The 14,062-nt window shown below is 63.6% G+C and carries 12 protein-coding genes; 6 read left to right on the top strand and 6 right to left on the bottom strand.

Translation table 11 applies throughout. The annotated features are described in order from the left end of the window. Positions 1–33 precede the first annotated feature (33 nt). The gene (locus tag ABGM93_RS17100; protein ID WP_321501509.1) at positions 34–1,692 is read left to right on the top strand and encodes a S8 family serine peptidase; all 1,659 of its coding nucleotides are present in this window, start codon (positions 34–36) and stop codon (positions 1,690–1,692) included. 2 nt (positions 1,693–1,694) lie between these two features. Here the strand turns inward: ABGM93_RS17100 and ABGM93_RS17105 are convergent, their stop codons facing one another. Next, positions 1,695–2,456: a sulfite exporter TauE/SafE family protein gene (locus ABGM93_RS17105; protein ID WP_319775087.1), complete on the bottom strand. Its 762-nt coding sequence runs from the start codon at positions 2,454–2,456 to the stop codon at positions 1,695–1,697. A gap of 250 nt (positions 2,457–2,706) precedes the next feature. Here ABGM93_RS17105 and ABGM93_RS17110 point away from each other — a divergent pair, with 250 nt between their 5' ends. Together ABGM93_RS17110 and ABGM93_RS17115 are read left to right on the top strand one after the other, a co-directional pair. Next, complete coding sequence (locus ABGM93_RS17110; RefSeq protein ID WP_321501511.1) at positions 2,707–4,620, top strand: propionyl-CoA synthetase; 1,914 nt, start codon at positions 2,707–2,709, stop codon at positions 4,618–4,620. 166 nt (positions 4,621–4,786) lie between these two features. Further along, entirely contained in the window at positions 4,787–5,575 is a 789-nt protein-coding gene (locus tag ABGM93_RS17115) for an SDR family NAD(P)-dependent oxidoreductase (protein ID WP_319775089.1), read from the top strand. 287 nt (positions 5,576–5,862) lie between these two features. Here ABGM93_RS17115 and ABGM93_RS17120 read toward each other — a convergent pair whose 3' ends face one another. Next, on the bottom strand, positions 5,863–7,611 hold the full coding sequence (locus ABGM93_RS17120; RefSeq protein WP_321505984.1) for an ABC transporter transmembrane domain-containing protein: 1,749 nt from the start codon (positions 7,609–7,611) through the stop codon (positions 5,863–5,865). A gap of 431 nt (positions 7,612–8,042) precedes the next feature. Here ABGM93_RS17120 and rpmE point away from each other — a divergent pair, with 431 nt between their 5' ends. After that, positions 8,043–8,267 carry a 50S ribosomal protein L31 gene (rpmE, locus tag ABGM93_RS17125; protein ID WP_319775091.1) on the top strand — a complete coding sequence of 75 codons (225 nt, stop codon included), beginning with the start codon at positions 8,043–8,045 and terminating at the stop codon, positions 8,265–8,267. Between the two features lie 163 nt (positions 8,268–8,430). Here rpmE and ABGM93_RS17130 read toward each other — a convergent pair whose 3' ends face one another. The 3 genes from ABGM93_RS17130 to ABGM93_RS17140 form a co-directional block, all read right to left on the bottom strand. Further along, positions 8,431–8,883, bottom strand: coding sequence for a GNAT family N-acetyltransferase (locus ABGM93_RS17130; protein WP_321501513.1), 453 nt, complete (start codon positions 8,881–8,883; stop codon positions 8,431–8,433). Between the two features lie 308 nt (positions 8,884–9,191). Further along, positions 9,192–9,713: a DUF1465 family protein gene (locus ABGM93_RS17135; RefSeq protein WP_319775093.1), complete on the bottom strand. Its 522-nt coding sequence runs from the start codon at positions 9,711–9,713 to the stop codon at positions 9,192–9,194. A 947-nt stretch (positions 9,714–10,660) separates the two neighbouring features. Then, positions 10,661–10,855, bottom strand: coding sequence for a DUF1192 domain-containing protein (locus ABGM93_RS17140; RefSeq protein WP_321501515.1), 195 nt, complete (start codon positions 10,853–10,855; stop codon positions 10,661–10,663). A 214-nt stretch (positions 10,856–11,069) separates the two neighbouring features. On the opposite strand from ABGM93_RS17140, the gene ABGM93_RS17145 reads away from it, so the two are divergent. Continuing rightward, positions 11,070–12,074, top strand: a complete 1,005-nt coding sequence (locus tag ABGM93_RS17145; protein ID WP_321501517.1) for an NAD(P)H-quinone oxidoreductase — start codon at positions 11,070–11,072, stop codon at positions 12,072–12,074. A 156-nt stretch (positions 12,075–12,230) separates the two neighbouring features. Continuing rightward, on the top strand, positions 12,231–12,950 hold the full coding sequence (locus ABGM93_RS17150) for a cell cycle transcriptional regulator TrcR (RefSeq protein WP_321501519.1): 720 nt from the start codon (positions 12,231–12,233) through the stop codon (positions 12,948–12,950). 80 nt (positions 12,951–13,030) lie between these two features. Here the strand turns inward: ABGM93_RS17150 and ABGM93_RS17155 are convergent, their stop codons facing one another. After that, positions 13,031–14,062 (bottom strand): peptidoglycan -binding protein, encoded by a 1,032-nt coding sequence (locus ABGM93_RS17155; RefSeq protein ID WP_321501521.1) that lies wholly within the window; start codon positions 14,060–14,062, stop codon positions 13,031–13,033.

Genomic DNA, 14,062 nt, shown 5'->3' on the forward strand with positions numbered 1-14,062 from the left:
CATCTTCGCCCCACCTACGGCAAGGAGAGTTTGATGGTCCGCTACATTTGCGGTGGCAAGGCCGCCGATCTTGTTCCCAGCGACACGATGATCGCGCTTCGCATGACAAGCGGGGCGCGGATCGCGGAGGCGCGGGGGAGCACGGGCGGGGTTGGGCCACAGGGCGTGGCGGCGTTCATGGAGCTGGGGCGGGAGGCGCGCGCAGCCTGCGAAAGGCTGAAGCCGATGCAGGGCATGGATCGGCCCGATATCGGCATCTTTTCGGCAGGCGGTGAGGACGTGACGGATCTTTGTGCCGTTCTTGATGCCGATGAGGGCGTCGAGTTCGCTGGCAAGGTGCTGGTCGACGCGGTCTCCGGCGAGCCGGTCCTCTATTCCGGCGATATCTTCATCCGGTTCGCCGACGACTGCCGGATAGCGGACGTGAAAAGCCTGCTGGACAGGTATGCGGCGCATCTGGGGCTCTTTCGCAGGCTTCCCTTTGCCCGCCACACCTACGTGCTGCGGCCGCAAAAAAGGTTGGGGCCGAAGGTCTTCGAGATGGCGCTCGCCTTGCTGGACGAGCCTGCCGTCACCCATTGTCATCCGGAAGTCCTGCGCAGGCGCGCGCCGCGCTCCGTGCTGCGCACTGTGCCGCGCTGGCCGCGCCAGTGGCATCTGGGTGACCGGCTCGTGGATGGCGTCGCCATTCACGCGCACGCCCATGTGGAGCGCGCATGGGAGATGAGCCGCGGGGCGGGGGCCTGCGTCGCCATTATCGATGATGGCATCGATCCGGTGCATCCCGATATCTCCGGCCCCGAACGATTGCTCGCGCCCTTCGATGTGACGCTCGATCTTGCAGACGGATCCCACAAGCTTCTGGGCGAGGGGCATGGGACCGCCTGTGCGGGGGTCGCCTGCGCCTCCGGCGTGGTGGGGGCGACGGGTGTTGCGCCCGAAGCGCGGATCATGCCGATCCGCATGCGGGCGTCTCTGGGTTCTCTTCAGGAGGCGGAGGCGATCTGGCGGGCGGCGGCTTCCGGCGCGGACGTGATTTCCTGTTCCTGGGGCGCGATTGGCGGCGCTTGGGACGATCCCATGGATCCGCGTCACGGACGGCCCGTCCTGCAAAGCGACATGACGGCGGCGGCCATCGAGGCGGCGACGACGCGCGGGCGCATGGGGCGCGGGGCGTTGATCGCGTGGGCTGCGGGCAATTCCAACGGCAATGTGGATATTGACGCCTATCCGGCCAATCCCGCGGTCATGGCGATTGCGGCCTGCAACGATACGGGCGTGCGCAGCGCCTATTCCGATTATGGGCAAGCGATTTCCTGCGCCTTTCCCTCCAATGACACGGTGGAGGCGCTGACGCCCGGCATATGGACCACCGACCGTTCGGGCCGCTTTGGCTACAATCACGGCAATCAGTCGATGGGGGATGAGGCGGGGCTCTTCAACGGGGCTTTTGGCGGCACGTCGGCGGCCTGCGCGGGCGTTGCGGGCACGGCGGCGCTGCTGGTCTCGGCCAATCCGACATTGAGTGGCAAGGAGCTGCGCGCGATCATCGAGGGAACGGCGGACAAGATCGATCCGGATGGCGGGCACTGGGACGAGGCGGGCCGCAGCCCCTATTACGGGGCGGGCCGGGTCAATGCCGCGGAGGCGGTTGCCGATGTGTTTTCCAGGGATGTTGTCGCCTCTGTCTGAGATCAGGCCAGAAGTCCGGCGATCCCATCCCAGATCAGCTTCACGGCCACCAGAAAGACGCCGACATAGGTGATCCGGTAGAAAAGCTCTTGCGAGACAAGTTTGACCAGACGCACGCCCGCATAGGTGGCCAGAGGCGCCAGAGGCAGGAGGGCGGCCGAGGTGAAGAGGTTTGCGCGGTCAAACTGTCCGAGCAGGAAATAGGGCACCAGCTTGACGAGGTTCATGACCGCGAAGGTGATGACGATGGTGCCCGATAACAGCACCGGGCCGAATTTCTGCGGCAGCAGATACATCTGCGCGGGTGGGCCGCCCGCATGGGAGACGAAGCTGGTGAAGCCTGCCACCATGCCCCAGAAGATGCCCTTGGACGCGTTCTGCTTCTTTGCAGGGCGCGCCGCGCCGCCGGTCCAGTAGTCGAGCACGAAGAACACGGTCACCAGGCCGACGATCAGGCGGACCCAGGATTCATCCACCCACGCTGCCGTTGCCCAGCCCAGCGCGATGCCCACGACCGCGCCCGGCAGCAGGACGGCGACGGAGGGGCGGTGAAAGATCCCGCGATAGGAAACAACCGCAACCGCATCCATGGCGCACAGGATCGGCAGCATGATGCCGGCTGCCTGGATCGGCGAGACCACGAGGCTCATCAGCGGTACGCCAAGCATGGCAAGCCCGGTGGCGAAGCCGCCCTTGGCCAGGCCGACGAGGATGACCGCGGGAATGGCCGCAGCGTAGAAAAGCGGGTCAGAGAGAAGGGGCAAGGTTTCGTGGCTCTGGTTGCGTTGGTGGGGATGTTGGCGGAAGAATGGGGGTCGTAAGATTGGGGGCGGTTTGAGCAAATGCGCCAATTCCGCCGTAAAGGCAATGCGCGGGGGATGAAATACACATTTAAACACAATTTGAGGCCGTTTGATCCAATCCAAAGTCGAAGGCCGACATCCTTGCTTTAATCGCTTGGATTGCGCCAAATTCCCGGCAGCAACGATGCCTGCGATGTGGGAGGAAAACACCATGGCAAGTCGTTATCACGAGGTCTACCAGGCATGGCGGGACGATCCGGAAGGGTTCTGGTCCGAAGCCGCCGCGGGCATTGACTGGAGCAAGCCTTGGGACAAGGTTTTCGATGCGGATCGGGGCGTCTTTGGCCAGTGGTTCGCGGGCGCGGAAACCAACACCTGTTACAACTGTCTCGACCGGCATGTGGAGCGCGGGCGCCCGGGACAGGCGGCGGTCATCTATGACAGTCCCATCACCGGCAGGTGCGAAAGCTACACCTATGCCGAAATGCTGGAGCGCGTGAACGCACTGGCGGGCGTTCTGGTGGACAGGGGCGTTGCCAAGGGCGATCGGGTCATCATCTATATGCCGATGGTCCCGCAGGCCCTGATGGCGATGCTGGCCTGTGCGCGCATCGGGGCGGTGCATTCCGTGGTTTTCGGCGGCTTTGCGGCCCACGAACTGGCCACGCGCATCGACGATTGCCTGCCCAAGGCGATCATCGCCGCTTCCTGCGGCATCGAGCCGAACCGCACCATCGCCTACATGCCGCTCATCTCCACAGCCATCGAACAGGCGGCGCACAAGCCGGATTTCTGTCTCGTCTTCCAGCGCGAGGAACTGACCGCCGATCTGGTGGACGGTCGCGATATCGATGCGGGCGCCGCGGTCCAGGCGGAGATGTCCAAGGGTCGCAAGGTCCCTTGCGTACCGGTGGCTGCCACCGATCCGCTCTATATTCTCTACACCTCCGGCACGACCGGTCGGCCAAAGGGCGTTGTGCGCGACAATGGCGGGCACATGGTGGCGCTCAAGTGGTCCATGTCGAACCTCTATGGCATCGAGCCGGGCGAGGTCTTCTGGACGGCCTCCGACGTGGGCTGGGTCGTGGGCCATTCCTATATCGTCTATGCGCCGCTGCTTCATGGCTGCACGACGGTGGTGTTCGAGGGCAAGCCCGTGGGCACACCCGATGCGGGCACCTTCTGGCGGGTGATCGCCGATCACGGGGTTTCCGCGCTTTTCACCGCGCCCACCGCCTTCCGCGCCATCCGCAAGGAAGACCCGGATGCAAAGCTCCTCGGGCAATATGATCTAGCGAGCTTGCGCACCCTGTTTCTGGCCGGCGAACGCGCCGATCCGGAAACGATCAAGTGGGCGGAGGAACATCTCAAGGTTCCCGTCGTCGATCACTGGTGGCAGACGGAAACCGGCTGGTGCATCGCGGGCAATCCGGTGGGGCTCGGCCTGCTGCCGATCAAGCATGGGTCGCCGACGGTGGCCATGCCCGGCTATGACATTCAGGTTCTGGACGATGCCGGTCATCCGGTTCCCGCCGGAACGCTTGGCAATATCGTGGTGAAACTGCCGCTGCCCCCTGCATGTCTGCCGACGCTTTGGGGAAATGATCAGCGTTTCCGCGAGGCCTATCTCCTGGAATTCCCCGGCTACTACAAGACGGCGGATGCGGGCTTTTGCGATGAAGACGGCTATCTCTTCATCATGTCGCGCACCGACGACATCATCAACGTGGCGGGCCATCGGCTTTCCACCGGCGCGATGGAGGAGGTGCTTGCGCAGCACCCGGATGTCGCCGAATGCGCGGTGGTGGGCATTGCCGACCAGCTCAAGGGCCAGCTGCCCTGCGGGTTCGTGGTGCTGAAATCGGGCGTGGACCGTGATCCGCAGGAGGTCGAGCGCGAGCTGGTTTCACTGGTGCGTCAGGAAATCGGGCCTGTTGCGGCCTTCAAGGTCGCGGTCTCGGTGGATCGTCTGCCCAAGACGCGTTCGGGCAAGATCCTGCGCGCGACCATGCGCCAGATCGCCGATGGCGAGGAATATCGCATGCCCGCGACCATTGACGATCCGGGGGTGCTGGACGAAATCGCGGATGCGATCAGAGCCCGCGGGATTTCCCGCTCGTCGTGAGCCCTGCGGGGTCCGGCGGGACATCCCGCCGGCGTTCTCCCGGCAACGCCCATTGCGGCATTGTCGGGGAAAAGGGCCCCGGGGTCATTGGCGAGGGGCCTTTTCGCAGGCGCGAGAGACGTTATAAGTACGGTTCAGCCGATTGGCGAATACAGGAGAATTGACCTTGGCCCTCACCAACAAGGTAACGATCGTTACCGGCGCCGCTCGCGGCATCGGTCTGGCGGTTGTCCGTCGTTTTCTCGAAGATGGCGCGAAGGTCGTCATGTCTGACGTCAATGACGAGGCAGGCGAAGCCGCGGAAGCCGATCTCAAGTCGCTCGGCGATGTGACCTATGTTCACTGCGATGTCAGCGAGCGCCTCGACGTGCGCAACCTGCTGGCCGCCGCCATCGATGCCTATGGCGATATCGATGTGCTGGTCAACAATGCCGGCATCGTCAGCCCAGGTGACATTCTCACCATCGACGAGGCCGAGTTCGACCGCGTTCTGGGCGTGAACCTGAAGGGTTCCTTCCTTGTCGGCCAGGCGGTTGCCAAGCACATGGTGGACCGGGTGGAGAATGGCGGCCCGGCGGGCTCCATCATCAACATGTCCTCCGTGAACGCCGTTTTCGGCCTGCACAGCCAGCTTCCCTACACCGTCTCCAAGGGCGGTGTGAACCAGCTCACCAAAGGCATGGCCGTGGCGCTCGCGCCCTACGGCATCCGCGTCAATGCCATCGGGCCGGGCTCGATCATGACCGACATGCTGTCCTCGGTGAACGACGATCCGGCGGCGCGCAACCGCATTCTCAGCCGGACGCCCATGGGGCGGATCGGCGAGCCGCGTGAAATCGCTTCCATCGCCGCCTTCCTTGCCGATGAGGACGCGAGCTACGTGACCGGCCAGACCATCTACGCCGATGGTGGCCGCCTTCCGCTGAACTACACGGTGGATGTGCCGGACGCATAAGGGCGGTCCGACATCCAGCGAATTCAAGATAGGGCGGCTCGTTGGGGCCGCCCTTTTTCGTGTTAGGACTCGTGTTGCGCGGACGGCTTGGCGTGTGTGGCCATTTGGGGGGGCTGAGTTGTGGCCGATCCTTCGAGACGGCGTCTGTGACGCCTCCTCAGGATGACGTTGTGTGGGTGGCGGACTTTTCAGGAGAACCTTCCCCACCCACAACGTCATCCTGAGGAGCGCCCAAAGGGCGCGTCTCGAAGGATCGGCCTCAATCTCGATATTCCGGCGCGCGGGTCTTAATCCTGGCCCAGCGCTTCCAGGCCCTGCGCGCCGCGCTCGAATTGCAGGCGCGCGAGGCGGGCATAGAGGCCGCCCTGGGCCACCAGCGTCTCGTGCGTGCCCTGCTCGATGACGTGGCCCTTTTCCATGACCAGGATGCGGTCGGCCTTCAGCACGGTCGCCAGCCGGTGGGCGATGACCAGGGTCGTGCGGTGGCTCATCAGGCCATCCAGCGCGGTCTGGACGAGCGTTTCGCTCTGCGCATCCAGCGCCGATGTGGCCTCGTCCAGCAACAGGACCGGGGCATCCTTCAACAGCGCGCGGGCAATTGACAGCCGCTGGCGTTCGCCGCCGGAAAGGGTAACCCCGCGTTCGCCGATCACCGTGTCGTAGCCCTGCGGCATGGCCTCGATGAAATCATGGGCATGGGCGGCGTGGGCGGCTGCGCGGATATCCTCGTCGCTGGCGTCGGGGCGGCCATAGAGCAGGTTCTCACGCACGCTCGCGCCGAAGATCACCGTATCCTGCGGCACCAGCGCGATGCGCGCGCGCAGGTCCTGCGGATCGGCATCGCGCAGATCAACCCCGTCCAGCGTGACCCGACCGGTCTGGGGGTCGTAGAAACGCATGATCAGGTGGAACAGCGTGGACTTGCCTGCTCCCGACGGGCCAACCACGGCCACGGTTTCGCCCGGGGCGATGGTGAGGTCCAGATCATGGACGACCCGTTCGTCGTCAAGCGAGGGATAGGCGAAGCCGACATTTTCGAACCGGATCGCACCGCGTGAGGGGGAGGGCAGGCGCATCGGGTGCGCGGGCGCGCGAATCTCCGGCTCGATGTCCAGAAGTTCGGCCAGACGTTCGGCGGCGCCCGCGGCCAGCGAAAGCTCGCCCCAGACCTCCGACAGCTGACCCAGCGCACCGGCGGCAAAAACCGAATAGAGCACGAACTGGCCGAGCGCGCCGCCGCTCAGGCGGCCTTCCATCACGTCGTTGGAGCCGATCCACATGACCATGACGACGGAGGCGAAGATCACGAACATGCCGAAGGCGGTGAGAAGCGCGCGCGCGGTGAACGACGAGCGGGCGGCGGCGAAGGCGCGTTCCACCTGGGCTGCAAAGCGTTCGGAGGCGAAGCGTTCGTTGGTGAAGGCCTGCAGGGTGCGGATGGCCGAAATGGCCTCCACCGCATAAGCGGAGGCTTCCGCGAGCGTATCCTGTGCAAGGCGGGACCGGCGGCGCACCAGCCTTCCGATGACGATGAGCGGGACCACCACGAAGGGGATGGCGAGAAGCACGAGGCCCGACAGGCGCGGGCTCGTATAGACCATCATGCTGGCCGCGCCGACGAAAAGGGCAAGATTTCGAAGCGCGACAGAGATGGAAGAGCCGACGGCGGATTTTACCTGTGTGGTGTCGGCGGTCAGGCGGGAGACGACTTCGCCGGAGCGGGCGCTGTCGAAAAAGGAGGCGCTCAGCTGCGTGATATGGGCGAAGACATCGGCGCGCAGCCTTGAGACGATGCGCTCGCCCAGCCAGGTGACGAGGTAGTAGCGGGTGGCGCTGGCAATGGCGAGGGCGGCGACCACCACCATTAGCATGGCGAAATACTTGTCGATGAATTGCGGATCGCCGCCGCCAAATCCGAAATCGATCATGCGGCGGATGGCCAGCGGCACGGCAAGCGTGGCGCATGTTGCGGCCACGAGGGCGAGGAGGGCGGCCGACACCTGCGCGCGGTACTGCCGGATATAGGGGGCCAGCATGCCCAGCGGCTTCAGGGATTTCGACTTTCGGGGGTGTTCCGCAGCGGAGCTTGTTTCGTTCTTGTCCTGCTTCGCCAAAATCCTGCTCCCACCCGTAGTCGTATCGTTCTTCTGCACGCTGTGACATCTTGGACGGGCAGGGTCAATCTTCAATCGCCCTCCCGCCCTCGCAGGCGGGAAAAGGCGCAATTTAGAGCCTGCGCACCGTCCGGCGGAGGGCTTTCGAGCCCCCTGTTTTCGATGTTTGCACAATGCCTCGCGGGAACGTTCACTTCAAGGTGGGCGAAAACCTTGAAAGCGTCGCCGGAGTGGGGTATAGCCTCGCCCGACTGTTTCCGGTCGCCGCTGGCTGCGTGCGGCCGATTTTGATTGAAATGCGTTGTATCCTGCAGGTCGCATCGGCCCGGACAACGTGGCGAGAGGATCCGGCTATGAAGAGCGACATTCATCCCGACTACCACATGATCAAGGTCGTCATGACCAATGGCGACGAGTACATGACCCGTTCGACCTACGGTGAAGAAGGTGCGGAACTGCGCCTCGACATCGACCCCACCACGCATCCGGCGTGGACCGGCGGCCAGCAGACCCTGCTCGACCGCGGTGGTCGCGTTTCCCGCTTCAAGAACAAGTACTCGGGCATTTTCGGCGGCTGAGCCGAATCGCCACGGAACACGAAAAAGCCCCGGCATCGCGCCGGGGCTTTTTTGTTTGTGCAGCAGGTCAGGCGTTGGCTCCGGCGGAAAGGCCGGGCAAGGATGCCCCAGCCCAGCCCTGTTCGGCCCAGTCCTGGTTAGTCCAGTCCTGCTTCGCCCGGCCCTAGCCTTTCAAGAACAAGGCGGCGTTGGGGAAGGGGAGGCCAAAGTCATCCACATCCCGGCGGGACATTTCCTGGAACCCGAGCGTGGCGTAGAATCGAACGGCCTGTTCATTCGCGGTGTAGACCTCAAGAGACAGCTCTCCCTTGCGCTCCAGCGCATGTGAGATCAGCCGCCGCCCGATACCCAGACCCTGCCGGTCCGGGGCGACGAATATCCCGCCGACAAAGCTGCCCAGCAGGCTGATGAAACCGGCCGCCTCACCATTGAGGCAGGCAACCGACGTCTCCGCCTTTGGCAGATATTCCTCTTCGATCAGGCGTCGTTGTTCGACAAGCCTTGGCTCCCCAATGAAGGGATGCGCCTTGAGGGATGCGTCAAACCAGATTTTTGAGAGTTTTTCGAGATCCGTCGCCGCTTCATAGGGCCGGATCGTCACGTTTTCGTTCTCCATGAGAACTCCACACAAAAGCATGCAAAAAGGATCGGCAACCAGGTGCCGAGCGATGCCGCTGGACGCGGTTCAATCAAGTCCTCTGTGCATGAAACTCCTTCTGTGATCTGGCCCAACCTAACTTTGGCGAACGGCTCATGCAAGGGCCGCTTAGCGCCCGCGCCGGGCATCGGCGAACGGGCCGCACCTGTGCCGTATCCGTCGTCCGGGGGGATCTTTTCCCTTTGAAACAAAACGCCCCGCCTCGGGCTGCGAGGCAGGGCGTGTCGTCAATTCGGTACGCAAGAGAAGGATCGGGCGTTGCGCCTTCAGCCGCCGAAAGCTGCGGCCAGCCGGTCGAGCTGCTGGTTGACCGGGTTGGCATTGGCCGGGCGCATGATCTGCTTGTCCGACATGCCGCCATCAAGCTGCTGCACACGCTTTTGAAGGTGCACGGAGGCCGTGATCAGCTCCTTCAGCTCCACGGGGATCTCATCCCAACCCGGACCGCTGGTGGCGGTGGAGAGGCTTGCGAGGTTGACCTTGTTCTTTTCCTGGCCGGCCTGCGCAGCCGTCATTTCGCCTTCGTTGACCGCGCGCTGGAGCAGAAGCCAGGAGGCAAGCTGCATGAGGCGGGTCGTCAGGCGCATCGACTCGGTCGCATAGACGAGAGAGCCCGCACGGCTGAGCGTACGAGAGGCGTCGCGGCCCGGGCCATCCAGATAGGCTGCGGTCTCCTCCACCAGCGCCATGCCCTGTCGGAAGAGATCGTTGAAGGAATCGGAGCCGATCAGCCTGTTCGCGAACGAAATCGGGGCCTCGCCGGTAAAGATATCCGTATGATCCGTCATCGCACTCTGTACTCTCTGCCGTTTTTGATCGTCGCGGCATCAACGTCTGGAGGTCTGATTGTCGAAAGCCCTGTTCTGAAAGGGGCCGACTGTGCTCCAGAAGACCTCGATCCATTTTGAGGCCCGAAATTCGAAGATGTGTCCCGATACGATCCAGGTTGCGTCTTTCGCCCTGAACGTCGCAAAGGGTATGCCAGTTGAATTCCGGGATCACATTTCCCGAAACCGGCTGCTCATGCCGATCCGCTCCGATATGCCCTGAAGGGTCAGCGATCGGGGGCGGATAATGGCCGCCTGCGTATGCTCAGCATAGCGTAAATGAATTGCAAAAAAAAAGAGCCGCAAGGGTGCGGCTCTTGAGAAGTTAACAGGGAGGCGTCAAACAGAGTGGACAGGAACCACTCAGTGTCCAGAAAATCTGGATAAGTCTGTTAATATTCCAGAATGCTTAATGGCTGGTAAACAGAACCGCCGAAAAGGGCCAAATAGGCGGATTTTAACGATAAAATGCCCAAAACTGGCACAGGTTGACGCAAAGGAGCCTGTGATGGGGCGAGCAGAATGTGGCGTTGCAACCGCTTTTGGCGCGCTCTGATACCGGCTTGAGGCCGGGTGGCGGGCTTGACATGAAAAATCTCTGGACGGGGTCCGCGCGAGCCCTTCATCGGGTGCATAACCCGCTCTTCAGCTCTTGTTAACCATGATTTCCGCAGGGTGAGTCGGTCCGTTTTGATGCCACCCCGGACGCATTGCGGCTGCGCCTGCAGCGTTGGTGCGGCGTTTGGGCCCGGTGCATGGACCCTCCAAAAAAGGGGGCAGGCACTGAAAAGGGACGGTGAGGCTTGTTGAAGGGGCGCGGGGGGCGGTCCGGCTTTGCGTTACACACCCGCCCCAGTGCCAGTCCGGGACGGGACCCATCGAGGCGACGCGTTCAGGAACGGGACGTCTCAGCGTGAGAAGAGCGCGTCGGCCGCGGAGCGAGTGGCTGCCTTTTGCGCCTTCGCTTCCTCAAGCCGGGCGACCTCGTCGCGCAACAGCGCGATGCGTTCCACCAGTTCCTCCACCGAGAGGGTGGAGATGTCCTGTCCGACCAAGTGCAGCGCCGTTGCGATGCGCGGGGTATCGTCGGCGGCAAGAGCCATGTGGTTTCTCCCGAAACGGTGACAGCGGCCATCCTATCAGACAGCGGCCATCATATCAGAAGGGAGGGGCGCTTGTCAGTTCGGGCCATGCTCGCTACATCCCTGAGAAGGCGGGATCGGATAAGACGCTGCGTCATGTCTTCATCGCCCGCGCCGCGACAGCCACCGGACATCCCTCACACCGGGTGGCCGAGAGAGAGGACACGACCAAGCCATGACAGACCTGCCCACCACCATGACCGCGATTGCCATTTCCGAACCCGGTGGGCCGGAGGTGCTCAAGGCGGAAACGCGGCCCCTGCCGCAGCTGTCGGGCAGCGAGATCCTCATCAAGGTGAAGGCGGCGGGCGTGAACCGTCCCGATGTGTTCCAACGCCAGGGCGCCTATCCGCCGCCCAAGGGGGCGTCCGATCTGCCGGGGCTGGAGGTCGCGGGTGAGGTGGTCGCGCTTGGCCCCGATGCCACGCGCTACAAGCTGGGCGATGCGGTCTGTGCGCTGACGCCCGGGGGCGGATATGCGGAATTCTGCAAGGTGGAAGAGGGACATGCCCTGCCAAAGCCGCTCTGCCTGAGCTTCGCGGAAGCCGCCGCCGTACCGGAGACCTTCTTCACCGTGTGGACGAATGTCTTCGATCTGGCGGGCCTGAAGGCGGGCGAGACCTTTCTCGTCCACGGTGGCACGTCGGGCATCGGCACGACGGCGATCCAGCTTGCCAAGGCCTTTGGGGCGCGTGTCTTCACCACGGCCGGCAGCGCGGAGAAATGCGCCTTCTGCGACGCGCTCGGTGCGGATCTGGCGGTGAACTACCGCGAGAAGGAATTTGTGGAGGAAATCCAGGCGGCGACCGAAACGCACGGTGTCGACGTGATCCTCGACATGGTGGGCGGCGACTATGTGTCCCGCAACTGGAAGGTGGCGGCCATTGGCGGCCGCATCGTCCAGATCGCGACGCTCAGGGGCGTTTCGGAAAAACTGAACTTCTCGCTTTTGATGTCGAAGCGGCTGACCCATACGGGCTCCACGCTGCGCCCGCGCGACACCGCCTTCAAGGCGGCGATTGCCGCAGCCCTTGAGGCCAAGGTCTGGCCGCTGATCGAGGCGGGGGAGGTCAAGCCGGTGATGGACTCCGTCTATCCCCTTGATGAGGCCGCCAAGGCGCATGCGCGCATGGAGAGCTCCGGCCATATCGGCAAGATCGTCCTCACCACGGATGCCTGATCGGGGGGGATGATCGCCCGTGAGCAATAAGGTGAAATTGCGGGTTTGCTTCGAAAGGCCCAAGGGCTTATATTCACCGCGATTTCCCGTCAATTTGACGAATTGCGGCTTTCCCGGGATGCCTCCCGGGGGACCGGACGAGAGGAGCTTATCAAAATGTCGAACACGCCTTTGATGCCCAAGGCGACCGCGGTTTGGCTGGTCGACAACACATCGTTGTCCTTCGATCAGATCGCGGCCTTCTGCAAGCTCCATCCGCTTGAAGTGAAGGCGATTGCGGACGGCGAAGCCGCGCAGGGGATCAAGGGGCTCGATCCGATCCAGACGGGTCAGCTGACCCGCGAAGAGATCGAGCGCGTTCAGAAGAGCCCCTCCGCCAGCCTGAAGCTTTCCACCCCGAAGACGCGGGTGCCGGAAGCCAAGCGCCGCGGCCCGCGCTATACGCCGGTCTCCCGCCGCCAGGATCGCCCCAACGCCATCATGTGGCTGGTGCGCAATCATCCGGAACTGAAGGACGCGCAGATCATGCGCCTCGTCGGCACCACCAAGCCGACCATCGAGGCGATCCGCGAGCGCACCCACTGGAACGCGGCCAACCTCACGCCGTCCGATCCGGTGACGCTCGGCCTGTGCAGCCAGCTTGAGCTGGATCTGGAAGTGGAAAAGGCCGCCCGCCTGATGCCGCCGCCGGTGGCGCAGCCGGAGGAAGAAGCCACGCTGCTCCCCGTGGAAGATACGACTTCCGAGGATGCCATGGCCGCCGCTTTCGCCAAGCCCGCGCCGAAGCAGCCGGAAGAACAGCAGTACGATGCTGCCGCCGTCTTCGCGAAGCTCACCTCGCTCAAGAAGAACGATGCGGAGGAAGACGAGGAATAAGCCTCGCTCTTCTCATGGTGGAATTGGAAAAGGGCGCCTTGGGCGCCCTTTTTTGTTGGCCTGGAGACGCGCGGGACGCCCTACCGCTCGGTGAGCTTCAATTCAATCCGGCGGTTGCGGGCGTAGGCATCATCCGTGGTGCCGTCATCGAGCGGCTGGTTTTCGCCGAACCCGGCGGCGACAAGCCGTTTGGGGTCCACGCCGCGGTCGATCAGGTAGCGCACGACGGAAATGGCGCGGGCTGCCGAAAGCTCCCAGTTGGAGCGGAAACGGCTGGCGGCAGAGACGGGGCGGGCATCCGTGTGACCGTCCACGCGCAACACCCAGTTGATCTCTTCCGGGATTTCCGCAGACAGTTCGTTGATGGCCTGGGCCAGCTTGTCGAGTTCCGAGCGGCCAGCCACGTTGATCTCGTCGGAGCCTGAGGAGAACAGCACTTCCGACTGGAAGACGAAGCGGTCGCCGACAACGCGGATGTCTGAGCGCTGCGAGAGGATCTGGCGCAGGCGGCCGAAGAAGTCGGAGCGGTAGCGCGAAAGTTCCTGCACGCGCTGGGCCAGCGCCACGTTCAGGCGGCGGCCGAGATCGGCGATCTTGGTCTGGCTTTCGCGGTCGCGGCTTTCCGAGGCTTCCAGCGCATCTTCAAGGGCGGCGATCTGACGGCGCAGCGCCGAGATCTGCTGGTTCAGCAATTCCACTTGAGAAAGCGCGCGCGCCGACAGGCGCTTTTCGTCCGAGAGCTTGTTTTCCAGCTCCGCGATCTGGCCGCCGGCCTGGGAGGCCGCGCCCGTGCGGCTGTCCAGCATGCCCTGAAGCCGGTTGCGGTCGCTTTCGGCACTCGCCAGCGAGGACTGGAGCGATGCCAGCTGGTCCTGCAGGTCGCGGCTGTTGCCGCGTTCCAGAGCCAGCAACTGGGTCAGCTCGTTGATCTGCGAGTTCAGCCGGTTCAGCACCGTGTCGCGGCCGGAAATCTCCTGGCTCAGGAAGAACTGCGACAGCATGAAGACGACGAGCAGGAAGATGATGACGAGCAGCAACGTCGCCATGGCGTCGACGAAGCCCGGCCAGTAATTCGTGCTTCTGTCCCGTCCGCGTCCGCGCGAGATCGCCAT

It is taken from the genome of Breoghania sp. (genome assembly GCF_963674635.1).
GTDB lineage: Bacteria > Pseudomonadota > Alphaproteobacteria > Rhizobiales > Stappiaceae > Breoghania.